The 24,205-nt window shown below is 68.0% G+C and carries 23 protein-coding genes; 14 read left to right on the top strand and 9 right to left on the bottom strand.

The window, feature by feature from the left end; genetic code table 11:
- The first annotated feature begins 14 nt into the window (after positions 1-14).
- Together AC5P6E_RS06915 and AC5P6E_RS06910 are read left to right on the top strand one after the other, a co-directional pair.
- Positions 15-482 (top strand): flavodoxin, encoded by a 468-nt coding sequence (locus AC5P6E_RS06915; RefSeq protein WP_126560719.1) that lies wholly within the window; start codon positions 15-17, stop codon positions 480-482.
- Positions 454-780: a thioredoxin family protein gene (locus AC5P6E_RS06910; RefSeq protein WP_005409967.1), complete on the top strand. Its 327-nt coding sequence runs from the start codon at positions 454-456 to the stop codon at positions 778-780. The genes AC5P6E_RS06915 and AC5P6E_RS06910 overlap by 29 nt, the downstream gene beginning before the upstream one ends.
- Before the next feature lie 118 nt (positions 781-898).
- Here AC5P6E_RS06910 and AC5P6E_RS06905 read toward each other — a convergent pair whose 3' ends face one another.
- On the bottom strand, positions 899-2,230 hold the full coding sequence (locus AC5P6E_RS06905; RefSeq protein ID WP_313268598.1) for an Nramp family divalent metal transporter: 1,332 nt from the start codon (positions 2,228-2,230) through the stop codon (positions 899-901).
- 117 nt (positions 2,231-2,347) lie between these two features.
- On the opposite strand from AC5P6E_RS06905, the gene mntR reads away from it, so the two are divergent.
- A complete protein-coding gene (mntR, locus tag AC5P6E_RS06900) occupies positions 2,348-2,818 on the top strand; it encodes a manganese-binding transcriptional regulator MntR (RefSeq protein ID WP_006372477.1) in 471 nt (156 codons plus the stop codon).
- 114 nt (positions 2,819-2,932) lie between these two features.
- On the opposite strand, the gene AC5P6E_RS06895 is transcribed toward mntR, so the two are convergent.
- The 3 genes from AC5P6E_RS06895 to fabR all read right to left on the bottom strand — a co-directional run bounded on the left by AC5P6E_RS06895 (position 2,933) and on the right by fabR (position 6,517).
- Positions 2,933-3,481 carry a thioredoxin-like domain-containing protein gene (locus AC5P6E_RS06895; protein WP_053443188.1) on the bottom strand — a complete coding sequence of 183 codons (549 nt, stop codon included), beginning with the start codon at positions 3,479-3,481 and terminating at the stop codon, positions 2,933-2,935.
- Positions 3,471-5,630 carry a TonB-dependent receptor plug domain-containing protein gene (locus tag AC5P6E_RS06890; protein ID WP_495230807.1) on the bottom strand — a complete coding sequence of 720 codons (2,160 nt, stop codon included), beginning with the start codon at positions 5,628-5,630 and terminating at the stop codon, positions 3,471-3,473. Before AC5P6E_RS06890 ends, AC5P6E_RS06895 begins: the two co-directional genes overlap by 11 nt.
- A 230-nt stretch (positions 5,631-5,860) precedes the next feature.
- Positions 5,861-6,517: an HTH-type transcriptional repressor FabR gene (gene fabR / locus AC5P6E_RS06885; RefSeq protein ID WP_005409961.1), complete on the bottom strand. Its 657-nt coding sequence runs from the start codon at positions 6,515-6,517 to the stop codon at positions 5,861-5,863.
- A gap of 92 nt (positions 6,518-6,609) precedes the next feature.
- On the opposite strand from fabR, the gene AC5P6E_RS06880 reads away from it, so the two are divergent.
- Complete coding sequence (locus AC5P6E_RS06880) at positions 6,610-7,680, top strand: ferredoxin reductase (RefSeq protein ID WP_049480882.1); 1,071 nt, start codon at positions 6,610-6,612, stop codon at positions 7,678-7,680.
- Between the two features lie 11 nt (positions 7,681-7,691).
- Positions 7,692-8,840 (top strand): fatty acid desaturase family protein, encoded by a 1,149-nt coding sequence (locus AC5P6E_RS06875; protein WP_010485207.1) that lies wholly within the window; start codon positions 7,692-7,694, stop codon positions 8,838-8,840.
- A 5-nt stretch (positions 8,841-8,845) separates the two neighbouring features.
- Here the strand turns inward: AC5P6E_RS06875 and AC5P6E_RS06870 are convergent, their stop codons facing one another.
- From AC5P6E_RS06870 to AC5P6E_RS06850, 5 genes are all read right to left on the bottom strand, one after another.
- On the bottom strand, positions 8,846-9,181 hold the full coding sequence (locus AC5P6E_RS06870) for a tetratricopeptide repeat protein (RefSeq protein ID WP_019336271.1): 336 nt from the start codon (positions 9,179-9,181) through the stop codon (positions 8,846-8,848).
- Positions 9,178-9,756 carry a flavin reductase family protein gene (locus AC5P6E_RS06865; protein WP_495230806.1) on the bottom strand — a complete coding sequence of 193 codons (579 nt, stop codon included), beginning with the start codon at positions 9,754-9,756 and terminating at the stop codon, positions 9,178-9,180. Before AC5P6E_RS06865 ends, AC5P6E_RS06870 begins: the two co-directional genes overlap by 4 nt.
- On the bottom strand, positions 9,753-10,382 hold the full coding sequence (locus tag AC5P6E_RS06860; protein ID WP_495230805.1) for a superoxide dismutase: 630 nt from the start codon (positions 10,380-10,382) through the stop codon (positions 9,753-9,755). Before AC5P6E_RS06860 ends, AC5P6E_RS06865 begins: the two co-directional genes overlap by 4 nt.
- 486 nt (positions 10,383-10,868) lie before the next feature.
- Entirely contained in the window at positions 10,869-12,389 is a 1,521-nt protein-coding gene (locus tag AC5P6E_RS06855) for a thioredoxin family protein (protein ID WP_495230804.1), read from the bottom strand.
- A gap of 119 nt (positions 12,390-12,508) precedes the next feature.
- Positions 12,509-12,958, bottom strand: coding sequence for a GNAT family N-acetyltransferase (locus tag AC5P6E_RS06850; protein ID WP_010485217.1), 450 nt, complete (start codon positions 12,956-12,958; stop codon positions 12,509-12,511).
- Between the two features lie 66 nt (positions 12,959-13,024).
- Here AC5P6E_RS06850 and AC5P6E_RS06845 point away from each other — a divergent pair, with 66 nt between their 5' ends.
- The 9 genes from AC5P6E_RS06845 to AC5P6E_RS06805 all read left to right on the top strand — a co-directional run bounded on the left by AC5P6E_RS06845 (position 13,025) and on the right by AC5P6E_RS06805 (position 24,112).
- Positions 13,025-13,960 carry a TIGR03571 family LLM class oxidoreductase gene (locus AC5P6E_RS06845; protein ID WP_483724637.1) on the top strand — a complete coding sequence of 312 codons (936 nt, stop codon included), beginning with the start codon at positions 13,025-13,027 and terminating at the stop codon, positions 13,958-13,960.
- Positions 13,961-14,085: 125 nt separating this feature from the next.
- The gene (locus tag AC5P6E_RS06840) at positions 14,086-14,397 is read left to right on the top strand and encodes a DUF3817 domain-containing protein (RefSeq protein WP_010485221.1); all 312 of its coding nucleotides are present in this window, start codon (positions 14,086-14,088) and stop codon (positions 14,395-14,397) included.
- A 154-nt stretch (positions 14,398-14,551) separates the two neighbouring features.
- Positions 14,552-15,748, top strand: coding sequence for an MFS transporter (locus AC5P6E_RS06835; RefSeq protein ID WP_483724636.1), 1,197 nt, complete (start codon positions 14,552-14,554; stop codon positions 15,746-15,748).
- A complete protein-coding gene (locus AC5P6E_RS06830; RefSeq protein ID WP_495230803.1) occupies positions 15,745-16,938 on the top strand; it encodes an isochorismate synthase in 1,194 nt (397 codons plus the stop codon). The genes AC5P6E_RS06835 and AC5P6E_RS06830 overlap by 4 nt, the downstream gene beginning before the upstream one ends.
- On the top strand, positions 16,935-18,587 hold the full coding sequence (locus AC5P6E_RS06825; RefSeq protein WP_495230802.1) for a (2,3-dihydroxybenzoyl)adenylate synthase: 1,653 nt from the start codon (positions 16,935-16,937) through the stop codon (positions 18,585-18,587). Before AC5P6E_RS06830 ends, AC5P6E_RS06825 begins: the two co-directional genes overlap by 4 nt.
- Positions 18,587-19,219, top strand: a complete 633-nt coding sequence (locus AC5P6E_RS06820) for an isochorismatase family protein (protein WP_019337843.1) — start codon at positions 18,587-18,589, stop codon at positions 19,217-19,219. Before AC5P6E_RS06825 ends, AC5P6E_RS06820 begins: the two co-directional genes overlap by 1 nt.
- On the top strand, positions 19,219-19,476 hold the full coding sequence (locus tag AC5P6E_RS06815; RefSeq protein ID WP_019337842.1) for a phosphopantetheine-binding protein: 258 nt from the start codon (positions 19,219-19,221) through the stop codon (positions 19,474-19,476). Before AC5P6E_RS06820 ends, AC5P6E_RS06815 begins: the two co-directional genes overlap by 1 nt.
- Positions 19,473-23,363, top strand: a complete 3,891-nt coding sequence (locus AC5P6E_RS06810) for an enterobactin synthase subunit F (RefSeq protein ID WP_329835590.1) — start codon at positions 19,473-19,475, stop codon at positions 23,361-23,363. The genes AC5P6E_RS06815 and AC5P6E_RS06810 overlap by 4 nt, the downstream gene beginning before the upstream one ends.
- On the top strand, positions 23,354-24,112 hold the full coding sequence (locus tag AC5P6E_RS06805) for a 2,3-dihydro-2,3-dihydroxybenzoate dehydrogenase (protein WP_495230801.1): 759 nt from the start codon (positions 23,354-23,356) through the stop codon (positions 24,110-24,112). Before AC5P6E_RS06810 ends, AC5P6E_RS06805 begins: the two co-directional genes overlap by 10 nt.
- Positions 24,113-24,205: the final 93 nt, after the last annotated feature.

Raw genomic sequence — 24,205 nt, 5'->3', positions numbered from 1 at the left:
TGCTGAGCATCCTGATGGTGGTCGCCTCCTTGAGCGGCAACACCCGCGAACTCGGCCGGCAGATTGCCGAGCGCTGCCGTGCCGTGGGGCATGCCGTGCACTGGCAGGAGGCCGACGACCTGCGGCAGGCGCCGCCGCTGGCTGCCGGCGAGGCCGACCTGGTGCTGCTGGGCTGCTGGACCGACAACGCCGGCCGCACGCCGGCGGAGATGAAGGCGTGGGTGGCCGGCATTGCCGAGCGCGGCGAGCGGCCACGGCAGCTGGCGGTGTTCGGCACCGGCGAAACGCAGTGGGGGCAGGAGTACTACTGCGGTGCCGTGCACCGGCTGATCCGCTATTTCCGCAGCGACTACCCGCCGCTGGAGATCGAACAGATGCCGCATGGCGAGCGTCATGCCGAGGCCATCGACGCCTGGACCGATGCGGTCCTGGCCCACTACTGGAGAAACAGCGATGCAGATCATCGACGCCACCACGCCTGAGCAGTTCCAGCAGCTGCTGGCCGAGCACCCGCGGGTGCTGGTGGATTTCCACAAGGACCAGTGCCCGGGCTGCCGGATGCTGGAGATGTCGTTGCACCGGGTGGCCAACAGCGTGGCGGGGCAGGGCACGACCTTGCTGCGCGTGCAGCTGGAGGTGCTGGGTGAGGCGTTCTTCAGGGAGCTGGGACTGCGGCAGACCCCGACGTTGTCCCTGTTCCGTGACGGTGATGAGCGCACGCGCCTGGCAGGGTTCCAGTCACCGCAGCAGATCGAGGCCGCGATCGCGTTGCATCTGTAGAGCCGAGCCCATGCTCGGCTGCCGTTCGCGCGGTGAGCGATGAGTCGAGCATGGCTCGACTCTACAAGGGCATCCACGCATGGCGTGGATCTACCGGGGCAGGGTCCGTGGTTCGGCGTCAGGCTCCGCTGAAGGTATCCACCAGCAGCTTCACGTTCAACACCACGATCACCAGCGCGATCACCCAGGCAATCGCGCCCAGCCAGCGTGGTGCCACCAACGCGCCCATCGTCACTTTGTCGGTCACGATCCGCACCAGGGGAATGATCGCAAACGGCAGCTGCATCGACAGCACCACCTGGCTCAGCACCAGCAGCTTCACCGCGCCCTGGTCGCCGAACAGCATGATCACCACCACCACTGGAATGATTGCCAGTGCGCGCGTGATCAGCCGCCGCAGCCACGGCGGCAGGCGCAGGTGCAGGAAGCCTTCCATCACGATCTGGCCGGCCAGCGTGGCGGTCACTGTCGAATTCAGGCCCGAGGCCAGCAGGGCGACCGCGAACAACGTCGCCGCCGCGCCCACGCCCAGCATCGGCGCCAGCAGCTGGTGCGCCTGCTCGATGTCTTCCACATCGAAACGGCCATTGGCATGGAACACCGCCGCCGCCAGGATCAGGATGCTGGCGTTGATGAACAGTGCCAGCGTCAGCGCGAGGGTGCTGTCGGTCACCGCCCAGCGCAGCGCGCTGCGACGGCCCTCGTCGGTGCGCGGATAGGCGCGGGTCTGCACGATGGAAGAATGCAGGTACAGGTTATGCGGCATCACCGTGGCGCCGATGATGCCGATGGCGATGTACAGCGCGTGCGGATCAGTCACTACCTGCGCGCGCGGAATGAATCCGCCCAGCACGTCCATCACCGGCGGTGCGGCCAGCGCGATCTGCACCATGAAGCAGCCGAAGATCACCATCAGCAGCGCGATCACGAAGGCTTCCAGCGCACGGAAGCCGCGGTTCATCAGCAGCAGGACCAGCAGCGTATCCAGCGCGGTGATCACCGCGCCCCACAGCAGCGGCAGGTCGAACAGCAGCTTCAATGCGATCGCGGTGCCGATCACCTCGGCCAGGTCGCAGGCGATGATCGCTGCCTCGCACAGCGCCCACAGCGCCAGGTTCACCGGCTTCGGGTACCGCGCGCGGCAGGCTTGCGCCAGGTCCATGCCGGTGGCGATGCCCAGCCGTGCCGACAGCGCCTGCAGGATCACCGCCATCAGGTTGGAGATGAGGATGACCGACAGCAGCAGGTAGCCGAAGCGCGAACCGCCGGCGAGGTCGGTGGCCCAGTTGCCTGGGTCCATGTAGCCGACCGAGATCATGTAGCCCGGGCCGAGGAAGGCCAGCAGGCGGAACCACCAATGGCCCTTGTCGGGAACGGCGACCGAGGCGTTGAGCGCGCCCAGGCTGGCCGGGGTGGAGGCCGAAGGGTCGTGGGGCGCCAGGGTGTTCATGGGTCCGAATATAGCTCCTGCTATAGTCATTAGCAATGTGAAACAATCGTCTTTATCGCGTTACTGGTCCAGAATTCAGTTTCAAACCCGGAGTAGACCGGAAGGACAGGCGCAGGCGTGGGCAAGACCGACGATTCGACATCGCTGAAAAGCACCCCCTTGATCGAGGCTGAGCGCCAGGTCGAGAGCTTCCGGCAAGTGCGCGAAGCGCACCGGATGGAGCTGGTGGAGGACTATGTCGAGCTGATCTCGGACCTGCTGGCCGACGGCGGCGAGGCCCGCCAGGTCGACATCGCCACCCGCCTGGGCGTGGCCCAGCCCACCGTGGCGAAGATGCTGCGGCGCCTGGCCCGCGATGGCTGGGTGGTGCAGCGGCCGTACCGCGGCGTGTTCCTGACCCCGGAAGGCGAGGCGCTGGCCCATGCCAGCCGCCAGCGGCACCAGACCGTGGAGCGTTTCCTGCTGGCGCTGGGCGTGGACCCTGATACCGCACGGCGTGATGCGGAGGGTATCGAGCACCATGTGAGCGAGCAGACGCTGGCGCTGTTCGAGGCGTTCGTGCGCAAGGCCGAGGGCGAGGCGCCGTAACGGTAGCGCCGGGCCATGCCCGGCGGCCGTTCGCGCGATCCCGGTTTTTGTAGAGCCGAGCCATGCTCGGCTGCCGTTTGCACGGTGATGGAATGCGTCGAGCATGGCTCGACGCTACAGGTCAGGCGGGCAGCGGGCCTGTTCCTGCGCGCACGCCCGTTTCGTCCATTCCTTCAACACCGGCTGCAGGCCTTGGTAACGCCGGCCTTGCCAGCCATTGGCCAGCACCGTGCCGTCGGCATCGATCAGTACCAGATTCGGCGGTGCCAGCCCGGCCAATGCCTGCAGGGCCGGCATGCGCGCAGCGCGGCGCGGGTCAAGCACCGGCCACGGCATGTCCTGCGCGTGCATGTAGCGGCGCAGCGCGCTCTCGCTCTCATCCTGGCTGACGTACACCACTTCGGTATCGGCGCCGGCTTGGCGCAGGGCATCACGCACGCTGCGCAGCGTGGGTACGAAGGCATGGCACGGTGCACACCAGTCGGCACCGAAGTACAGCGCCACCAGTTTCGGCGGCTGTGTCCATTGCATCGGTCGCAGCGAGCGCTGTTCCGGCCGCATCAGCGAGGCCGAGACCTGCGCGTGCAGGTCCGCAGCCATCGCCGGTGCGGCCAGCAGCACGGCACAGGCCAGCAACAACGCTCGCAGAGCTTCAGAACGCATAGCGCAGGTTGACGTACCACGAACGCGCGAAGCGCGGCCCGTAGACATAGTCGCTGTCGCGCAGCGCGCCCACTTCCAGATCTTTCTGGCGCTGATCGAACACGTTCTTGACACCCGCGGCCACCGACACTTCCTGCTGCGCCTGCGCGCCCAGATGGCGGTGCCAGCGCGCACCAAGATCGGTGACCAGGAAGGAACGCGTACGGTGCAGTTCGCCCAACCGGTTGTTCAGCACCGACATCGGCCCGGTATGGCGCAGCGCGACGAAGGTTTCCCACGGCTCGGCGGGCATCCAGCTGAGCTGCGCCAGGCCGGTCCAGCGCGGGGTCTTCAGGTAGTCGCGGCTTTCGATGATGGTGTCGCCACCGTCGCCGGTGTCGTCGAAGATGCGCTGCGGTTCGCGGAAGCGCGAGCGGTACCACGAGGCACCGGCGGTCAGGCGCCACTGCGGCGACGGCTGCCAGCCGAGGTTGGTTTCCGCCCCCAGCACGTTGGAGCCGGAGGCGTTGTAGCGCAGCTGGCTCAGTTGTCCGTCATCGCCGCGCTGGATCTCGCCCAGCGCGAAGGTGTCGCGGATGCGTGCATAGGAGGCGGTAGCATCCCAGCTCCACACTGGATTGGCCGGGTCCGAGCGCCAGTCGAAGCCGAACAGAGTGGTCAACGCGCGCTCTTCCTTCAGGCCATCGGTGTTGCGCACGCGCACCTGCTCGCCACCCAGCGTATCGACGTGCACGTCCTCGACGAAGATCTCCGGTGCACGGAAGCCGGTGGCGATGCCGGCTCGCCATTTCAGGTTGGGCGTGGCCTGCCAGGCCAGGGCGATGCGCGGCGAGAACACCGCGCTGTCCAGCTCCGAGCTCTTGTCCACGCGTGCGCCCAGTACCAGGTCGACGTTGCCGCGCAGGCTCCACTCGTCCTGGATGAAGGCGCCCAGGTTGTGGAAGGTTGCATCTTCCAGCACCGCCAGGCGCTGCCCGTCACCGGTGCGGTTGTCGTCGCGCAGCGCCTCGTGCTTGTACTGCACGCCGAAGGCCAGCGCGTGCGCGCCCAGGCGCCAGTTCAACTGGCTGTCGATGTAGTGCAGCGGGTTGTGGGTGCGGCCGTATTGGCGCCACGAACGCGAGGCCGCGCTGCCGGCCACGTTGGGATCCAGCTGCGACGGGTCATGGCCGGGGGCAGACGGATCGGTAACCACGTCGCCAAGACCGCCGTAGAAACTGTCGCGGTCGATGTCGGCGAAGGCGTAGGCCAGGCGGAAATCGGCGTCGGCATTGATTTCCTGATCCCACGACACGCTGCCGCGCCGGTATTTCGTATCCAGCGATTCGGCGATGTTGGCCAGGTATTCGGGCTGATCCAGTCGATTGCCGCCACGCCGGGTTTCATCGGTCACCTGCAGGTCCAGGCGCAGCCGCGTGCCCGGCGTGGGCGCGTACCAGGCCTGCAGCCCGCCGACCTTGAGGTTCTTGCGGGTGATCTCGGTGTAGCCGTCACCGTTGTAGTCGATGCCGCTGTTCCAGTTGCGCTGGGCAATCACTGAAAGCCCGGCGTCGGCATCTTTCGCCACCAGGTCCAGGCGCACGTCGGCATTCTTCTGCGGTGTGCCCTTCAGGACATCCACGCCGGCCTGCACATGGCCACCGCTGCGCGCCGGCAGCGGCGGAATCAGGTTGATCACACCGGCCACCGCACCTGGGCCGTACAGCGCCGAGCCGCCGCCCTTGACCACTTCGATGCGGTCGACGAACCCGGCCGGAATCTGCTCCAGGCCATAGACGCTGCCCAGCGTGGACAACAGCGGGATGCCATCGAACAGCAGCTGGTTGTAGGCACCGGGCAGGCCCAGCAGCTGCACTTCGCTGGTGTTGCAGTTCTGGCAGTTGCTTTCCACGCGCAGGCCGTTGATCAGCTCGGCGGCGCGCGAGAAGTCGGTGGCCGCGCGCAGCGCGATGTCTTCCTTGCGCAGCACTTCGGTGCGGATCGGGACATCGGATAGCAGGCGTTCGCTGCGGGTGGCGGTGCTGACCTTGACCTGCACGCGGTCCAGCTCGGTCGGCTTCGAGGTGGCGGCCAGTGCAGGCAGCGGCAGGATCAGGGCAATGGCGGCGGCCAGGGGCAGCCGATGGAAGAGGGGCGTGGCAACGGGCATGAGGGCGTCGTCCTTGGGAGAAGAAAGGCGGCGAGGGCGACCTGGCTGACGCACATGAAAGCAGAGGCTTATTAATATAGCAAGTGCTATATAACGAGGCCGAGGCCATTGCGCGTGGGGCACCAGTCGAGCCAGATCATGCGAGTGTTATAACATTACATAATGCGACCACACCCCTGCCGGTGGTCATGTCCATAGAATGGAGTTGCCGTGTAGGCGCGGTCGGATCGTCAGCCGCGGCGGAATGCGGCGGGGGTCCGGGCGCCGACGATGATCATGCGGATCATCGTGGAGATCTGTTCGACCAGTTCCGGATCCTTCTCCGGCGGCAGGTCCATGGCGGTGGCACCCATCGCGAACACCAGCCGGGTGATGGCCTTGGCCACCAGCTCGGGGGCATGCAGCACGGCGCCGTCCAGTGCAGCCAGGCGCACCAGGTCGTGCTGCAGCTCTTCTTCGAAATAGTGCAGTTCGCGTTCGACCGCATGCTTGAAGTCGTCCGAGCCGACCGCGCCTTCGCGCAGCAGCACGTGCAGCAGCTTGTCGTCGGCGCGCAGCTGTTCCATGAAGGTCTCCACGGAAACGCGCACCACGCTGGTGGCGGTAGACGTGGCGCGCTGGCGGGCCTCGCCGATGATGGTGCGCAGCGAGCGGCCGGCCGCGTCGATCAGCGCCACGGCCAGTTCGTCCATGTCGCGGAACTGCCGGTAGAAGCTGTTCGGCGCAATGCCGGCCTCACGTGCCACTTCGCGCAGGCTGAGCGTGGACAGGCTGCGGTGCGGCCCGATCAGCTTCAGGGCGGCGGCCAGCAGATCCTCGCGGCTCACCGTACGGCGGGCCGGGCTGTTGGCATCTTCAGGCGTCGACAAGGCGGTGGCGGCGGCCATGGGGGTTCCGGTGGGGCGAGGCTGAATCATACCCAATCCGGTTCAATATACACATGTATACACAGGTGTATGTGCGCCCGTATAGTGCGCCCATGAGCGCTGTCGTCCGTCCGTCCCTGTTCTCTCCGTACCGCTGGGTGTCGCCGTCGCTGTTCGATTTCTGGGCGGGCCAGCTCAATCCCCTGTGGACCCTGCGCGAGCCGGTGGCCCGACTGGTCCGGCGCGAGCCGGCCGGCGAGGGCGCGGCGACCCTGGTCCTGCGCACCAACCGGCACTGGGCCGGCATGCGCGCCGGCCAGCACGTCACCCTGGGCGTCGAGATTGAGGGGCGCCTGTGGCAGCGCAGCTACAGCCCTACCGCACTGGGTCGGCGCGAGCTGGCGATCACCGTCAAGGCGATCGATGGCGGCCGGGTCAGCCAGCATCTGGTCAACCATGCACAGCCGGGCGAACTGTTCCGCCTCGATGCCGCCTTCGGCGAGTTCCATATGCCGGCCGCGGCGCCGGTGCTGCTGCTGGCTGCCGGCAGTGGCATCACGCCGATGCGCAGCCTGTTGCGCGACGCCTGCCAGCGCCCGCTGGCAGCACCGGTGGACCTGTTCTATTGGGAGCGCACCGCCGCCCATCTGCAGTTCCGTGATGAACTGCAGGCGCTGGCCGCGGCACATCCGAACCTGCGCGTGCATCTGCTGACCACCCGCGAGGGTGAGGCGCCGGCCGCGCGCATCGATACCCATGGTCTGCAGGTGGCCGGCGATGACACGCCGCTGGCGCAGCGCCATGTGCTGGCCTGCGGTCCGGATGGATTCGTTGCCGCTGCGCGTGAACGCCTGGCGCACCAGGTGGCTGGCTTCCAGGCCGAAGCCTTCACCCCGCCGGCGCCACTGCGCGATGCCAGCAGCGAAGGCGAGGTGTCGCTGACGCTTGCGCGCAGTGGCCGCCAGCTGAGCGTGCCGCGAGGCCGCTCGCTGCTGGAAAGCCTGGAAGCGCATGGCATCAAGCCCAAGCACGGTTGCCGCATGGGCATCTGCAACACCTGCACCTGTGATCGCGTCAGTGGCGCCACCCGCCACCTTCGCACCGGCGACCTGCAGTCCGAAACGGCACAGCCGGTGCGGATCTGCGTGAGCGCACCGACCACCGACCTGACTCTGGATCTCTGAGGACGCCTGCCATGACCCGCGCTACCGACCGTGCCCTGAGCACCGCCGAGATGCATGCTTTCGGTGAGGAACTCGATGCGATCCGCGACCGTGTGATCGGCAGCCTCGGCGCCTCCGATACCCGCTACATCCGCCGTGTGGCTGCTGCCGTGCGATGGTTCGGCGTCGGTGGCCGTGGCCTGCTGTTCCTGGCAGCATTCTCGCCGCTGTTCTGGATGCCGCTGCTGTGGCCGGCCGCGATCACTGGCACGCTGCTGCTGGCGCTGTCGAAGATCCTGGAGAACATGGAGCTGGGCCACAACGTCATGCACGGCCAGTTCGACTGGACCGGCGACCCCAAGCTCAATGGCAACACCTACGAGTGGGATATCGTTGCCACCGCCGACAACTGGCGCAAGACCCACAATTTCCGCCACCACACCTACACCAACGTGCGTGGCATGGACGATGACATCGGCTACGGCCTGCTGCGCATCTTCCCGGAACAGCGCTGGAAGCCGTTCTACCTGCTGCAGCCGATCATCGCGCCGATCTTCGCGCTGCTGTTCCAGTGGGGCGTTGCCGCGCAGGACCTGCGCCTGGGTCGTTGGCTGAAAGGTCGCATCAGCGGCCGTGCGATGTGGATGCAGACCCGCCCGGTGGCGCGGAAAATGGCCCGCCAGGTGCTGAAGGACTACGTGTTCTTCCCGTTGCTGGCCGGCCCGTTCTTCCTCACCGTGATGCTGGGCAACATGGTGGCCAACGGCCTGCGCAACATCTGGACCTACGTGATCATCTTCTGCGGCCACTTCACCGCCGAGTCGGAAACCTTCCCGAAGGAATGCCTGCGCAATGAATCGCGCGGCCACTGGTACCTGCGCCAGCTGCGCGGTTCGTCCAACATCAGCGGCGGCTTCCTGATCAATGTGCTGTCGGGCAACCTCAGCCACCAGATCGAGCACCACTTCTACCCGGACCTGCCGGCCAACCGCTATGCGGCCATTGCCAAGGAAGTGAAGGACATCTGCCGCCGTTACGGCCAGCACTACAACAACGGCTCGCTGCCGCGCCAGTTCGGCCAGGTGGTCTGGCGCATCCTGCGTCACGCGTTCCCCAGCAAGCCGCGCCGCCTGCCGATGCCGGACATCATGTCCGCACCGGCATCGGCCAACGCGGGCTGATCGACTCAGCCCGCCTTCGCCAGGGCCGCCTGTTCGCGGTCCAGGCGGCGCAGGAACACCTGCATTTCCTTGTGTGCCTGCTGGTCACCCTTGCTGCCGGCCACGCTCAAGCCGCGTTGCCATGCTTCGCGCGCCGCCAGCGGCTGGCCACTGGCCAGCCAGGCTTTGCCCAGCAGCTTCCACGCCGCGGAATACTGCGGATCAAGCACCACGCACCGGCCCAGATGGGTGGCCGCGCGCACCGGGTTGCCCGCATCCAGCCAACCCTTGCCCAGGCCGAAGCGCAGCAGCGCGCCGTCCTTGCCGTTGGCAAGCATGCATTCCAGGGCTTCGATGTTCATCCGCGCACCTCCACCAGCAGTTCGGTGGGGCCGGGCTGGAAGCGGCCACGATGGAACAGCAGCGGCGCGCCGCCGTTCTCGTGCACTTCGATGATGCGGCCAGCCAGCAGCAGATGATCACCCACCGGCCACTGTGCGTGGCGGGTACAGGTGAGGTGGGCGACCGCACCGGCGATGCGTGGTGGAGCATCCTCGTCATCATCCAGCAATGCCAGGCCTTCGAAGCGGTTGCGGACCTGCGGATCGGCAAAGCGCCGGGCCAGCGCTTCCTGGTCGGCCGCCAGCACGCTGATCGCAAAGCGGGTGGCGCGCTGGAAGGTGGACAGGCTCTGCGCATGCAACGCCAGGTTCCACAGCACCAGTGGCGGCTGCAATGACACCGGCACGAACGAATTGATGGTCAGGCCGATGGGTTTGCCCTGCGCATCGCGCGTGCAGACGATGGCCACGCCGGTAGGAAAGTGGCCGAGCAGCCGCCGCAGGGCCCGCGGCGGCATCTCGACCGACGGCACCGGGGCCGGGGCGGGAAAAACCCCCGCCCACGGCCCGGCGTACGGCAGCGTTTCGCCGCTCATGAGGCCCTGGCCTGGCGGTAGCGCCGGCCGACCTCGGCCCAGTTGATGATGTTGAAGAACGCACCGATGTAGTCCGGGCGACGGTTCTGGTAGTGCAGGTAGTAGGCGTGTTCCCAGACATCCAGTGCGAGGATCGGGGTGTTGCCGGACAGGCCCACGGCCGCACCCATCAGCGGGCTGTCCTGGTTGGCGCTGCTTTCCACCTGCAGGCGGCCATCGCGATCGCTGGTCAGCCAGGCCCAGCCGCTGCCGAAGCGGGTCTGCGCAGCCTTGGTGAACGCATCCTTGAAGGCATCGAAACCGCCGAGATCGCGGTTGATGGCGGCGGCCAGTTCATCATCGGGTGCACCACCGTTGGTGCTGAGCACGGTCCAGAACAGGCTGTGGTTGGCGTGGCCACCGCCGTTGTTGCGGATGGCGCCGCGCTGCGCCTCGGGCACGGCATCGAGGTTGGCGATCAGCGCCTCGACCGGCTGCTCGGCGATGCCGGCCTGCTCGATGGCGGCGTTGAGGTTGTTGACGTAGGCCTGGTGGTGCTTGCTGTGGTGGATCTCCATCGTGCGCGCATCGAAATGCGGCTCAAGGGCGTCGTAGGCGTAGGGGAGCGGGGGAAGCGAGTACGACATCGAAGCAATCTCCGTGGGGAAGGCCAGAGGGCTGGCCGTGGGGAGACTGTTATCGCACCTCAACATTGGTTGAGGTCAAGGGGCGGGATTGGGATGCGCGCGCGTTCGCCGCTTTGATTCCCCCGTCAACCTCTGCAGGACAGTTCCCTGCGGCGGCGCGGAGACGGAGTCAAAGGCAAGAGGAAGAGCGACGTGGTAGTGCCGGCCGCTGGCCGGCAATCAGCGAAGGTCGGGTTGACGGCCAGCGGCCGGCACTACCAGAACCCGCTGTTCGAACCTCACCGGCGCGCTGATGTGCTGCCCGCGCTCGCAGGAAACTGTCCGGTGGCGGGGGGAGGGGCTGGCTGGGACCGTTGGCGCCATGGATGGCGCCATCGAGCCCCCAGGGATGGGTTTACGGCGTGTCCCGGCCAGCCCCTCCCCCCGCCACAACCGATATCAACAAAAGCGCCGGCAGGCGAACCCGCCGCCAGCGTCTTCATCAACTCAACTCAACCAATCCTTGCACGCGCCATCTACCTGATCGCCGCACGCCTGCTGCATCCTCTGCTGCAGCCGCGCCAGCGTCTCCGCGCCCTGGTGCTTGCCGCTCCACGTCTTCAACTGCCCGGCCAGGCGCTCGAAGCGCTGACGGGTGCGCTGGTGGTAGCCCGAAGGCTGTGCTTCCAGTTCGGCGATCAGCGAGGCGGTGGCCTGCTCGATGCGTGGTGCGTCGTCCGGCGCCAGCTTCAGCAGGCCCTCCACGTACAGCACGCCCCACTGCACGCGGGTGGCCGGGCCCTGCGCACCGTCGTAGGCACGCTTCAACCACTCCAGCGCACCGGCGGTGTCGCCGCGCTGCTCGGCCAGTTCGGCCAGCTCGGGCATGTAGTAGTACGGCTGTTCGCTCCGCTTCAGTTCCGCCAGCAACAGCGACTCGGCGCCTGCGTCGTCGTCGACCTGGCGTAGTGCGTAGACCGCGCTGCTGACCGTGGCCTGGCGCGCATGCGCATCGGTGGCGGCAGCGTCGGCAGCAGCCACGCGCTGCTTGACCCGATCAACCAGGGCCGCGGGCAATGCGCCCTTCGGCTGCTGCTGGCGGGCCAGCGACACTTCGGTCAACGCACGCGACAATGCGTCGTCGGCGCGGTCGCCGCGCTCGGCGTCTGCCCGCTCCAATGCCACCAGCAGCTGCTGTCCCAGCGTGTTGCTGGTGGCCGGCCCGGCACTGGCCTGCTTGACCAGCTGTACGCCTGCATAGCCCAGCAACTCACGGTTGCGGCGGACTTCGGCGGGCTGCGCCAGCACGGCCTGCAGCAGCTCGCGTACTTCGGTGGGCGAGGCATCGGGCTTTTCGGCCGTTGCCAAGGCCAGCAGGGCGAAGCGGCGCTGCAGGGCAGCGTCGGGTGCGGCCTTGGACAACTGGCGCAGCACATCCTCGCTGCTGCGCTCGCCGGCCAGGCGGTTGGCGTCCACTTCCCAGCCGTAGTCGCCCAGCACCTGCCAGTCTTCTGCGGCCAGTCGGTCCGGCGTTGCCAACGCGGTGGCCAAGGTGGCGGCAACAGCACTGCGGCGGCCTGCGGCGACGGTCAGTGCCCGGGTCAGTTCGGTGGCATCATTGCCGCCGGCCACGCGGGTGATTTCGTTGCGCTTTGGGTCCAGCACGATCAGGGTCGGATAGCCGCGTACGCCGAAGCGCTCACCCCAGGCTTGCGCACCTTCCTCGTCGCCATCCAGGTAGACGGGAACGAATTTGCTGGTCAGCGCGATGAAGGCCGGGTCCTTGAACAGGCCCGCCTTGAGCTGGTTGCACGGTGGGCACCAGACGGCGCCCCAGTACAGCAGCACCGGCTTGCCGCTGTCGGCGGCCTCGGCGAAGGCATCATCGACATCGCCCTGGCGCCAGGCGATTGCCTTGGCCGGCGCGGGCACCTCGGCGGAGTTGGCGATGGAAACCGGGGCCGGGGTGCAGGCGCTCAGCGCCGAAGCCAGCAGCAACATAGAAAGCGCGACGCGCATCGGCAGCATCTCGAAGGGCAGGGTGACAGGCCATTGTAGGAACGGCCGGGGAGCCTGCTGATTCAGTTTGCTTATGACAGGCGTGCCGCAGGGCATGACGCCCGCCGGGCATTGGCCGGCGGATGCCTTCAGGCCGCTGCCCGCACCATCTGCTGATACACCAGCCCATTGAACTCGCCGACGTCGCCGTCCAGCACGAAGCCATAGCGCAGGTAGGTTGGCACTGCATTGAGTGAGGCGCGCACGGTCAGGACCGGCTCGCGCACCTGCGGGAGCACCGCGTCGAACAAAGCATGGCCGATGCCCTGGCCCTGGTAGCCGGGATCGACGAACAGCATCGCCAGGTGCCGGCCTTCCTTCAGTTCGATCACGCCGACGACGCGGCCGTCCTGCTCGGCCACCAGGATGTGGTTGTCGCCGTGCAGGCGCGCGCCGAACGCTTCGGCCGCGGCGACGCTGCCGAAGGTGGCGATGCCGGCCGCGCTGAGCGAAGGTGCGACCGCCGCAGTGAAGGCAGCCAGGCACACCGTGCTGATCGCGGGCAGGTCATCGACGTGGGCAGGGCGGATCGTCGGCATGCAGTGTTCTTCCGGTGGTGGGCGGCGCGTCATTGTTGCCGCAGGCCTTCACGCTAAGCTGGCGGCATGAGTGATTTCAATCCCGCGTACGCTGCCTTGTTTCCGCAGCAGGGTCTGAGCCTGGGCCTGATGACGCCCGTGGCGTCGCATGGGTTGGCCGATCCACGTGAGGCGCGACGTATCGCGCGACTGGCCGATGACCTGGGCTTTGCCGCGTTGTGGACGCGCGACGTGCCGCTGATGGTGCCGCAGGGTCCGGACGCGACAACGAGCGCGTTGGACGACCCGTTCCTGTGGCTGGGCATGCTGGCTGCGGCGACCGAGCGCATCGTGGTCGGCAGCGCGGCCATCGTGCTGCCATTGCGCCATCCGCTGCAGGTGGCGAAGTCGGCCTTGAGCCTGGACCGGATCAGCGACGGCCGCTTCGTGCTGGGCCTCGGGTCTGGCGATCGGCCGGAAGAGTTCGCCGCATTCGGCGAGGATCTGCAGGGCAGGGCGGCGACGTTCCGTGAGCGCTGGACATTGTTGCGCGCGGCGCTGTCACCGGAGGCCGATGAGCGGGCCGCCGTGCGGCAGGCGACCGGTGGCTTCGACGTGCTGCCGGCCCCGGCCACGCGCATTCCGATGCTGGTGGTGGGCACTGCGCGGCAGAGCCTGCAGTGGATCGCACGCGAAGCCGAAGGCTGGGCTACCTATCACCGCGAGGAAGCCGCACAGGAAGGGCGCATCGGCCTGTGGCAACAGGCGCAGGCGCAAGGCGCTGGGCCAGGCAAGCCGTTCGTGCAGTCGATGCTGCTGGATCTGCAGGCCGATCCGCAGGCGCCACCCGAGCCACTGCCGCTGGGGCTGAAGGTTGGCCGCGATGGCTTGCGCGACTACCTGCTGCGCGTACATGTGCAGGGCGTGGGGCACGTGATGTTCAACCTGGTCGACAACGGGAGGCCGATGGACGCGGTGCTGCGTGAGATCGGGGAGCACGTTCTGCCATACACGCTCCGGTAGGTGTCCACCTTGGTGGACACGCTCCAGCAGTCGAGCACGGCTCGACTCTACATGGGGCGTGCATCTGCGTATCATTCGCATTTGATACCCCGATGCCGGAGCCCCGCGTGACCCAACGTTCCCCCATGCACCCGACCGGACGCCTGTTCGCCGCGGTCGCTTTCATCGAGGCCGTGACCTGGGCCGGCCTGCTCATCGGCATGTGGATGAAGTACGGGCCCATGACCAACGTGGCGCTGGTGAAGCTGTTCGGGCCCCTGCACGGCGTGGCCTTCCTGGTGTACGTGGCGGTCACGCTGTTTGCGGCGGTGCGCCTGCGCTGGCCGTGGTGGGCCAGTGCCCTGGCCCTGCTGGCGGCCATCCCGCCGTTGGTGACGCTGCCGCTGGAGTGGTGGTTCAAGCGCCGTGGCCTGCTGGGCCTGCGTGCAATGCGCTGAACCCACTGTTGCATGCCCATTCAAGAGAATGGGTATCAAATGCAAATACGAGCCGTTATCATTTGAGGGTGGCATCCGGTCCTGAGTGGGGCGGGTGCCGGGTGGGGCGTGCAGACGCGCCCGGCCAATCCTTTCCTGTTACGGCTGGTGTTTCATGCACGCACGTCCCGTCGTTCCCGGCTTGCCGGCGCTGGTGTTGGCTGCCCTGATCGGCACCATGGCGATGATGTCCTTCGTCGCTGTGATCGGCCCGGTGGTCCGCATGCTCGGCCTGTCCGAGTGGCATGCCGGCCTGTCGGTCACCGCCGCAGGCGTGCTGTGGATGCTGGCCGCGCGCCCCTGGGGCCAGCTCAGCGACCGCATCGGCCGCAAACGCGTGCTGATGCTGGCGATGAGCGCCTACACCGTCGTCTATATCGCGCTGGCGGTGTTCATCGATGTCGCCCTGCAGGCAGTGCCGCCGGTGCTGGTGTCAGTGCTGGTGCTGGTCGGTGCGCGTGGCCTGATCGGCCTGTTCTACGCGGCTGTGCCTCCTACCGCAGCGGCGCTGATCGCCGACAGGGCACCCACCGGACAGCGTGCAAAATTCCTCGCCCGCCTGGGCAGTGCCAACGCGCTGGGCATGGTGCTCGGCCCGGCCGCCGCGGGCTGGCTGGCCTATACGAACCTGTCGCTGGCGCTGTACGTGGCCGCGCTGCTGCCGTTGCTGGCACTGGCATTGCTGGCCTGGCGGCTGCCGGCTACACCGCCCGTGGTGGGCGCGTCCGCACAGCGCCGCACGCCGATGAGCCGCCTCGACCCACGCCTGCGCCTGCCACAGCTGGCGGCGTTCATCGCGATGGTCTCGGTGACCATCGCGCAGGTCACGGTCGGCTTCTTCGCGATCGATCGCCTGGGCCTGGATGCGGCGGCGGGCGCGCGCATGGCCGGCATTGCACTCACAGCGGTCGGCGTCGGCCTGATCCTGGCGCAGGCGCTGGTGATGAAGCTGGAGGTGCATCCACGTCGCTGGATCGTCCTCGGCGCTCTCATTTCCGGCATCGGCTTCACTTCGGTGGCGGGCGTGCAGCAGGCCTGGCAATTGCCTGCGGCGTATGCGCTGGCTGCGTTCGGCATGGGCTTCGTATTCCCCTCGTTCCAGGCGCTGGCCGCCGATGCGGTAGAGGCGCACGAGCAGGGCGCCGCCGCAGGCACCGTGGCGGCCGCGCAAGGGCTGGGCATGGTGGCCGGGCCGATGCTCGGCACGCTGTTGTATCGCGGCGGGCCAAGCCTGCCTTACCTGCTGGTGGGCGCGCTGCTGCTGTTGCTGTGCGCGCTGGCCGCAGCGCATCGGATGAAGGAGACCCCATGAACGATTCCCTGATGCAGGGCGCGTGGCCGGAGGCTGCGCCAGCACCACAGGAGAGCACCGACGACGCGTCGCTGTTCCTGCTGCGGCATGCCGGCCAGCACGTGCACGCCCGCGGTTGCCGCGCCACGTTGCCAGGCGGTGCACTGGCGACGTTGGCAGAACGCGTTTCGGAGTTCTTTGCCCAGCAGCGTGGCGGCCCGGGCCTGCTGGTTGGCGCGGTGCCGTTCGAGCCGCGTGCCGACGATGCGCTGTACCAGCCCGAGCGCCTGCTGCCGGCGCTGGCACTGCAGCCGCAGGCCGCACCGCCGCTGGACGGCGCCCTGCGGGCCGAACCTGTGCCGCAGGACTATGCCGCTGCAGTCGCTGCGGCAGTGCAGGCCTTGCGTGCGCCCGAGCAGAACCTGCATAAGGTGGTGCTGGCGCGCAGCCTGCTGGCACGCACCCGCCAGGCGCTTTCTCCGGACGTGCTGCTGGCACGCCTGGGCGCGGATCCGTCGGTGGCGACCTACGCGGTGCCGCTTCCGGTGGAGCTGGGCCAGGCACCGGCCTGGCTGGTCGGTGCGACGCCGGAGCTGCTGCTGCGCAAGCGCGGCGCCGAACTGTTGTCGCATCCGTTGGCGGGTTCCGCGCGGCGCAGTGCCGATGCCGCCGAGGACGAGCGTGCGGCGCAGGCGCTGCTGGCCTCGACCAAGGACCACGACGAGCACCGCCACGTGGTCGAAGCCATCGTCGAAGGCCTGGCGCCGTACTGCAGCCACATCGATGCACAGCCGCGCCCGGTGCTGCATGCCACCGCCAGCATGTGGCACCTCGGCACACGCATCCACGCCACCCTGAAGGATCCGCAGACATCGGCGGCCGAGCTGTTGGCACAGCTGCATCCCACGCCGGCGGTCTGCGGTACGCCGCGGTTGGCGGCGCTGCAGCGCATCCGCGAGCTGGAACCTGTACCGCGTGGCTTCTATGCCGGCGCCGTGGGTTGGTTGGACGCGCAGGGTGACGGCGACTGGTACGTGGCGATCCGCTGCGCGCGCCTGCAGGGCACGCAACTGCGCCTGTATGCCGGTGCCGGCATCGTCGCCGAGTCGCACCCCGAGGCCGAGGTGGCTGAAACCGCAGCGAAGTTTGCTGCCCTGTTGAACGCGCTGGGTGTCCATGAATCCGCGCCCGCCATCGAGCCTGCCGCATGAATGCTTCCGTTGAATCCTCCCGCCTGCCACTGCAGCAGGTGTGGCCCGACGCGCTGGTGGCGCGCTATCGCGAGGCCGGTCACTGGCGTGGCGAGACCTTCCCGGCGTTCCTGCGCGACCGTGCAGAACGCTATGCCGATGACATCGCGGTGGTCGCCGGCGACGTCCGCCTGAGCTATGCACAGCTGTGGCACGAGGCCGGGCGGATCGGCGCCGGCCTGTTGGCGCTGGGCCTGCAGCCAGGGGGGCGGGTGCTGGTGCAGCTGGGCAACACGGCAGGCTTCATCACCACGGTCTGTGGCCTGTTCCGTGCCGGGCTGGTGCCGGTGTACGCGTTGCCGGCGCACCGCATCACCGAGCTGGTGCACTTCGCCAGCAAGGCCGAAGCCAGTGCCTACATCACCACGGCACTGCACGACGGCTTCGATCACCGCGGGCTGGCGCGGGCGCTGCAGGCCGAGGTCCCGGCGGTTCGCCATGTGGTGATCGACGGCGAAGCGGCGGAGTTCGTCGCGCTGGAGGCGCTGCAGGGCGATCGCAGCCAGCTGCCGCCCGACCCGGACCCGCAATCGGTAGCGTTCCTGCAGATTTCCGGAGGCAGCACCGGGCTGTCCAAGCTGATTCCGCGTACCCACGACGACTACATCTACTCGTTCCGCGCCAGCAATGACCTCTGCGGCATAGACCGCGACAGCGTCTACCTGGTCGCGCTGCCGGCTGCGCACAACTTCCCGATGAGCTCGCCCGGCTTCTTCGGCGCGCTGTACGCCGGTGCCCGCGTGGTGCTCAGCCCCGGCCCCGGACCGGATGCGGCCTTCCCGCTGATCGCACGGGAGCGGGTGACCTGCTGTGGCCTGGTGCCGCCGCTGGCGTTGCTGTGGGCGCAGGCCGCCGCCACCAGCAGGCATGACCTGTCCAGCCTGCAGGTACTGCAGGTGGGCGGCGCCAAGCTGGTGCCGGAAGCCGCGCGGCGGGTGATCGACGGCCTCGGCTGCACCTTGCAGCAGGTATTCGGCATGGCCGAAGGGCTGGTGAACTACACCCGCCTGGACGATCCGGAAGAACTGATCGTGGCCTGCCAGGGGCGACCGATCAGTCCGGATGATGAAGTGCGCGTGGTCGATGACCATGACCAGCCGGTGGCCGAGGGCGAGGTGGGGCATCTACTCACCCGTGGCCCGTACACCATCCGTGGCTACCACAACGATGCGGTGGCCAATGCGCGCTCGTTCACCGACGACGGCTTCTATCGCACCGGCGACCGTGTGCAGCAGCTGCCCGGTGGCTATCTGGTGGTACAGGGCCGTGCGGGTGACCACATCAACCGCGCTGGCGAGAAGATCTCCGCTGAGGAGATCGAGGACCACCTGCTGGCGCACCCGGGTGTGTTCGACGCCGCCGTGGTCTCCATTCCCGATCAGTATCTGGGCGAGCGCAGCTGTGCGTTCGTGATCGCGCAGGGCGAGCCGTTCAAGGCCCCGGCACTGAAGGCCTGGATGCGCGGGCGCGGCCTGGCGGCGTTCAAGGTGCCCGACCAGGTCGTGTTCGTCGACAGTTTCGATACCACTGCGGTCGGCAAGATCAGCCGCCGCGAACTGCGCGCGCAATTGCGTGCGCGTCATCTGCAACAGACAGGAGGAACGCGCTGATGGCGCTGCCCCGTATTACCGACTATCCCTTGCCGACCGCCGCCGAACTGCCGCAGGCGCGTGGCCCGTGGCGCCCGCAGCGCGCTCGTGTCGCGCTGTTGGTGCACGACATGCAGCGTTACTTCCTGGCCGCCTTCGACGCCGGTAATGCACCGCTACGGCCGGCCGTGGACAACATCGCACGGCTGCTGGCGCATTGCCGCGCGCACGGCATTCCGGTGTTCTACACCGCCCAGCATGGCGACCAGGACCGCCGTGACCGTGGCCTGCAGGCCGACCTGTGGGGACCGGGCATGCGCCGCAGCGCCGACCACGAACCGATCATCGAGGCGCTGGCACCGCAGCCAGGCGAGCACGTGCTGGTGAAGCACCGCTACAGCGCCTTCCAGCGCAGCAACCTGGAGACGCTGATGCGGGTACGTGGGCGCGACCAGCTGCTGGTGACTGGCGTGTACGCCCATATCGGCTGCACCGCGACCGTGGTCGAGGCCTTCCAGCGTGACATCGAGGCTTTCATCGCCGCTGACGCGGTGGCGGACTTCTCGCGCGCCGATCACGATCAGGCGCTGCACTGGATCGCACGCACAAGCGGGGTGCCGATGACCACCGACCAGCTGCTGGAGGTGCTGTGATGGCTGCCACGGGTGAGGTGCTGGATCTGGAGCGGATGCGTGCCGATGTGGCGCGCGTGCTGGAGTGCACACCGGCAGAGATCGGTGACGACGACAACCTGATCGACCTGGACCTGGATTCGATGCGCATGCTCGGCCTGGTCCTGGCCTGGGGCAACACCGGCCTGCCGCTGGAGTTCTCGCAGTTGGCCGAACACACCACGCTGCGCCAGTGGTGGGGCGTGGTGCAGACGCTGCAGGCCGCACAGAGCGCATGAACGCCGTCGCGCTGGCCACGCCGGTGGCATTGACCGAGGCCCAGGCGGGACTGTGGTTCGCACAGCGGCTGGCACCGGACAACCCGTCGTTCAACACGGCACATGCGGTGTGGATCGAGGGGCCATTGGATGTGGCTACGTTCGTTGCAGCGGCAGACCAGGCCGCAGTTGAGGCAGAGGCCTTCGCGCTGCGCTTTGCCGAAGGGGCCGATGGCCAGCCGCTGCAGTGGCATGACCCCGCACACGTGCCGTCGCTTTCGGTGCGGGATGTGTCCACCGAGGCGGATCCCGCCGCTGCGGCACGCAACCTGATGCACGCCGACCGGCTGAACCCGGTCGATCCCACCCGAGACCGGATCAGTCAGCAGATGCTGCTTGAGCTGGGCGGGCAGCGCTGGGTCTGGTACCTGCGGGTGCATCATCTGGCCACCGATGGTTACGGCATGGCGCTGTTCACTGATCGCGTGTGCGCGTTGTATGCCGGTCGTACCGGTGAGCCACTGCCGGGGCTGACTGGCGTGCTGGCCGATGATGCGGCCTATCGCGCCGACCCGCGCCGCACGCAGGCCGGGCAATGGTGGCGCGAGCACATGCAGGGCGCACCGGCGGGCGTCGGCCTGGCCGGTACGCTCGCGGCCAGTGACGACGCGCTGCGCTGGGTGCAGCCGCTCGATGCGGCATTCCGTGAGCAGTTGCTGCAGGCATCGGTACGTTGGTTGCAGCCCTGGCCGGACGTGCTGGCCGCGTTGTCGGCCGAGTACCTTCGGCGGATGAGCGCGGCCGATGAAGTGGTGCTGGGCGTGCCCTACATGGGCCGGCTCGGCAACGCGTCGGCGCGGGTACCGGCGATGGTGATGAATGTGTTGCCGCTGCGCGTGGCCGCCGGCGAGGGCAGCGTCGAAACCTTTACCCGCAGCCTGGGCCGGCAGCTCAGCCAGGGCCGCAAGCACGGCCGCTACCGCGGCGAGCAACTGCGCCGGGACTTGGGCCTGGTCGGCGCGCAGCAGCGCCTGCACGGCCCCCTGGTGAATGTGCAGCCGTTCTACAAGCCGCTGGCCCTGCCAGGCGTGCAGGCCACGCTCGAGGTGCTGTGCACCGGGCCGGTGGATGATCTGACGCTGGGCTTCCGTGGCGATGGCCAGGCGCTGCTGGATCTGGAGATCGAGGCCAATCCCGCGCTGTACAGTCGCGAGGATGTCGAGGCACACGCGGCACGGTTGCTGCATTTCGTGTCGGCGGCACTGCAGGCTGACGATATCGCAGCCGTACCTCTGGCGACGACCGACGAGGTGCAGCAGGTGCTGCAAGGCTTCAATGCCACCGCGCACGCCCTGCCGGAGACGACCCTGGTCGAGCTGCTGCAGCAGGGCATGGATCGGGACCCGCACGCGCCGGCACTGGTGTTCGGCGACACTACGCTGGACTACGCAACGCTGGAAGCGCGCAGCTTCGCGCTGGCGGCACAGCTGCGGACAATGGATGTCGGCCCGGGCAGCGTGGTGGCGGTGGCATTGCCGCGCTCGCTGGAGCTGGTGATCGCGCTGGTCGCAGTGCTGCGAGCAGGCGCGGCCTATCTTCCGCTGGACCTGGCCCATCCCGATGAGCGGCTGGCACGTATTTTCGCGTCGGCACAGCCGGTGTGCGTACTGGCTGCGGCGGACGTATCGGCGCGCGTGGCCGGCGTACCGGTGCTCGCGCCGGAGCAGTGGACTGCGCTGAGTTTTGCCGCACCGTGGGCCGATCCGGCACCTGACGATGCGGCCTACGTGATCTATACCTCCGGCTCGACCGGCGAGCCCAAGGGCGTGGTCATCGAACACCGTGCCATCGTCAACCGCCTGCTGTGGATGCGCGAGCACTACGACATCGGCGCCGATGACCGCGTGCTGCAGAAGACCCCGGCCACCTTCGACGTCTCGGTCTGGGAGTTCTTCCTGCCGCTGCTGTGCGGGGCCACGCTGGTGGTCGCCGGGCCGGACGCGCATCGCGATCCCACTGAACTGGCGCGGCTGATCCGCGAGCATGGCATCACCACGGCGCATTTCGTGCCATCGATGTTGGATGCCTTCCTCGCTGCACCGGCCTCCGAAGGGCTGCAGCTGCGACGGGTGTTCACCAGTGGCGAGGCGCTGGATGCTTCGTCCCGCGACCGCTTCCACGCGCGTGTGCACGCCGAGCTGCACAACCTGTATGGCCCGACCGAAGCTGCGGTGGACGTCAGCTACTGGCCGGCGTCGGCGCAGGATCGTTCGCGGCCGGTGCCGATCGGGTTCCCGGTCTGGAACACCCGCCTGTACGTGCTGGACGCCCGGATGCAGCCGGTGCCGGTGGGCGTGCCCGGTGACCTGTACCTGGGTGGCGTCCAGCTGGCGCGTGGCTATCTCGGTCGCGATGATCTGACTGCCGAACGTTTCATTGCAGATCCGTTCCGGGCGGGCGAGCGTATCTACCGCACCGGCGACGTAGCCCGTTGGCGCCGCGATGGTGCGGTCGAGTATCTCGGCCGCAGCGACCACCAGGTGAAACTGCGCGGCCTGCGCATCGAACTGGGCGAGATCGAGGCGGCACTGCGCGAGCTGCCTGGCATGGAGCGGGTGGAAGTGCTGCTGCGCCAGGATGCTCCCGGCGAAGTGCGTCTGGTGGCGTATCTGCCGACCGCGCTTGCCGATGCCGTAACGCTGCGCAGCCACCTGGCCACGCGCGTGCCGGACTATATGGTGCCCTCGGCGTTTGTCGGCGTGGACCACTGGCCGGTGACCGCCAACGGCAAGCTCGACCGCAACGCGTTGCCGAAGCCACCGCAACTTGAAGTTGCCGGCTTGGCACCGCGCACGCCGCTGGAACAGGAGCTGGCGTTGCTGTTCGCCCAGGCGCTTGGGCGTGAGGCGCCGGTGGCGGTGGATGCAGATTTCTTCAGTCTCGGTGGTGATTCGCTGTCGGCGGTGCACCTGCTGCTGGCGATCGAGCAGCGCTGGCGCTGCGATCTGGGTCTGGGTGCCTTGTTTGCGCAGCCCACCGTGGCCGCGCTGGCAGTTCGTATTGCCGAGCCTCCCGCGCTGGCCGATCACGCACTGGGGCCGGTAATCGCATTGGCCGCAACCGACGCCGCCGGGCCCACGCCGCTGTTCGTGCTGCATCCGGCCGGGGGGATCGCCTGGAACTACCGCACCCTGGCCCGGGCACTGCAGCCGGCACGCCCGGTGTACGGCCTGCAGTCGCCGGCACTGGACGCCCGGCAGCCGCTGCCGAGCAGCATCGAGGCGATGGCCAACGACTACGTGCAGCGCGTGGTCGCACTACAGCCGAAGGGGCCAGTGCATCTGCTGGGCTGGTCGGTAGGTGGCATCCTCGCCCAGGCGATGGCGGTGCGCCTGCATGAAATCGGCCGCGACGTCGGCGAGCTGGTGCTGCTGGACGCGTATCCCAGCGAGTGCTGGCGGGCCGAACCGGAACCCGATCCCATCGCCGCATTGCGGGCATTGCTGGCGATTGCCGGCCACGATCCGGATGCGCATCCGGAACTCGACAGCCGTGAACGAATTCTGGCGTTCCTGCGCCGTGGCGGCAGTGCACTCGGCAGCCTGCCGGATGTGGTGCTCGATGGCGTGGTGCGCGCGGTGACCGGCACCAATCGACTGATCCGCGAACATATTCACCAACCGTTCGACGGCACGCTGGTGCACGTCCGTGCTGGTCGGGATCATCAGGCGCGGCCACAGCTGCAATCGACGTTGTGGCGGGCCCACGCGCGCAGGGTGCAGGCGCTGGAACTGCCGTTCCTGCACGCCGAACTGACCGGCCGCGATGCGGTGGCGCAGCTGGCGCCGTGGTTGTCGGCGCGGCTGCGCCACTGGGATGAGCAACAGGAGATCGCAACATGCAGTTGACCGGTTTCGACGGCCGCGTGGCGTTGGTTACGGGTGCATCCGGCGGCATCGGCGAGGCGTTGGTACGGCTGTTGGCCGAGGCCGGCTGCACGGTGGTGGCGACCGATCGCGAGACGCCGCGCGTGGCCGATACCCGGATGACGTCGCTCGCACTCGATGTAACCGACAGCGCCGCCGTGGACGCCTTGGTGGATCAGGTCGAGTCCAGCATCGGGCCGATCATGCTGGCCGCCAGCGTAGCCGGCGTACTGCATGTGGGCGGCGTCACCGGGACCACCGACGACGACTGGCGCCGGGTGTTTGCAGTCAATGCCGATGGCGTGTTCCATGTCGGAAGGGCGTTGGCGCGGGTGATGTCACCGCGTCGGCAGGGCGCGATGGTTACCGTCAGTTCGAATGCGGCCGGTGTACCAAGGCACGGCATGGCGGCCTATGCGGCCTCCAAGGCCGCCGCCACGATGTTTACCCGCTGCCTCGGGCTGGAACTGGCGCCGCTGGGCATCCGCTGCAACATCGTTGCCCCGGGTTCAACACTGACCCCAATGCAGACCGGCATGTGGCTGGACGAGCATGGTGCCGAGCGGGTGATCGCCGGCACCCTTGAAACCTACAAGGCCGGCATTCCGCTGCGCAAGCTGGCCACCCCGGAGGACATCGCGCACTCGGTGATGTTCCTGCTCTCCGAACAGGCCGGGCATGTGGCGATGAGCGACCTGTATGTGGACGGCGGCGCCACCCTGCGTGGGTGAGCTTTTGTAGAGCCGAGCCCATGCTCGGCTGTTCCTTCAGAGATACGGATGCCTGAAGGAAAAGCAGCCGAGCATGGGCTCGGCCCTACAACA

The sequence above is a fragment of the Stenotrophomonas sp. YJH_SMC_16 genome (assembly GCF_059367875.1).
The sequence above is the reverse complement of the archived record's forward strand: the minus strand, read 5'-3'. Positions and strand labels throughout refer to the sequence as shown.

What these genes read in the sequence shown, in the direction of transcription:
- AC5P6E_RS06915 (WP_126560719.1), top strand. Translation starts at nt 15, where the DNA reads ATGGTGGTCGCCTCCTTGAGCGGCAACACCCGCGAACTCGGCCGGCAG.
- AC5P6E_RS06910 (WP_005409967.1), top strand. Translation starts at nt 454, where the DNA reads ATGCAGATCATCGACGCCACCACGCCTGAGCAGTTCCAGCAGCTGCTG.
- AC5P6E_RS06905 (WP_313268598.1), bottom strand. Translation starts at nt 2,230, where the DNA reads ATGAACACCCTGGCGCCCCACGACCCTTCGGCCTCCACCCCGGCCAGC.
- AC5P6E_RS06895 (WP_053443188.1), bottom strand. Translation starts at nt 3,481, where the DNA reads ATGCGTTCTGAAGCTCTGCGAGCGTTGTTGCTGGCCTGTGCCGTGCTG.
- AC5P6E_RS06890 (WP_495230807.1), bottom strand. Translation starts at nt 5,630, where the DNA reads ATGCCCGTTGCCACGCCCCTCTTCCATCGGCTGCCCCTGGCCGCCGCC.
- fabR (WP_005409961.1), bottom strand. Translation starts at nt 6,517, where the DNA reads ATGGCCGCCGCCACCGCCTTGTCGACGCCTGAAGATGCCAACAGCCCG.
- AC5P6E_RS06880 (WP_049480882.1), top strand. Translation starts at nt 6,610, where the DNA reads ATGAGCGCTGTCGTCCGTCCGTCCCTGTTCTCTCCGTACCGCTGGGTG.
- AC5P6E_RS06875 (WP_010485207.1), top strand. Translation starts at nt 7,692, where the DNA reads ATGACCCGCGCTACCGACCGTGCCCTGAGCACCGCCGAGATGCATGCT.
- AC5P6E_RS06870 (WP_019336271.1), bottom strand. Translation starts at nt 9,181, where the DNA reads ATGAACATCGAAGCCCTGGAATGCATGCTTGCCAACGGCAAGGACGGC.
- AC5P6E_RS06865 (WP_495230806.1), bottom strand. Translation starts at nt 9,756, where the DNA reads ATGAGCGGCGAAACGCTGCCGTACGCCGGGCCGTGGGCGGGGGTTTTT.
- AC5P6E_RS06860 (WP_495230805.1), bottom strand. Translation starts at nt 10,382, where the DNA reads ATGTCGTACTCGCTTCCCCCGCTCCCCTACGCCTACGACGCCCTTGAG.
- AC5P6E_RS06855 (WP_495230804.1), bottom strand. Translation starts at nt 12,389, where the DNA reads ATGCTGCCGATGCGCGTCGCGCTTTCTATGTTGCTGCTGGCTTCGGCG.
- AC5P6E_RS06850 (WP_010485217.1), bottom strand. Translation starts at nt 12,958, where the DNA reads ATGCCGACGATCCGCCCTGCCCACGTCGATGACCTGCCCGCGATCAGC.
- AC5P6E_RS06845 (WP_483724637.1), top strand. Translation starts at nt 13,025, where the DNA reads ATGAGTGATTTCAATCCCGCGTACGCTGCCTTGTTTCCGCAGCAGGGT.
- AC5P6E_RS06840 (WP_010485221.1), top strand. Translation starts at nt 14,086, where the DNA reads ATGCACCCGACCGGACGCCTGTTCGCCGCGGTCGCTTTCATCGAGGCC.
- AC5P6E_RS06835 (WP_483724636.1), top strand. Translation starts at nt 14,552, where the DNA reads ATGCACGCACGTCCCGTCGTTCCCGGCTTGCCGGCGCTGGTGTTGGCT.
- AC5P6E_RS06830 (WP_495230803.1), top strand. Translation starts at nt 15,745, where the DNA reads ATGAACGATTCCCTGATGCAGGGCGCGTGGCCGGAGGCTGCGCCAGCA.
- AC5P6E_RS06825 (WP_495230802.1), top strand. Translation starts at nt 16,935, where the DNA reads ATGAATGCTTCCGTTGAATCCTCCCGCCTGCCACTGCAGCAGGTGTGG.
- AC5P6E_RS06820 (WP_019337843.1), top strand. Translation starts at nt 18,587, where the DNA reads ATGGCGCTGCCCCGTATTACCGACTATCCCTTGCCGACCGCCGCCGAA.
- AC5P6E_RS06815 (WP_019337842.1), top strand. Translation starts at nt 19,219, where the DNA reads ATGGCTGCCACGGGTGAGGTGCTGGATCTGGAGCGGATGCGTGCCGAT.
- AC5P6E_RS06810 (WP_329835590.1), top strand. Translation starts at nt 19,473, where the DNA reads ATGAACGCCGTCGCGCTGGCCACGCCGGTGGCATTGACCGAGGCCCAG.
- AC5P6E_RS06805 (WP_495230801.1), top strand. Translation starts at nt 23,354, where the DNA reads ATGCAGTTGACCGGTTTCGACGGCCGCGTGGCGTTGGTTACGGGTGCA.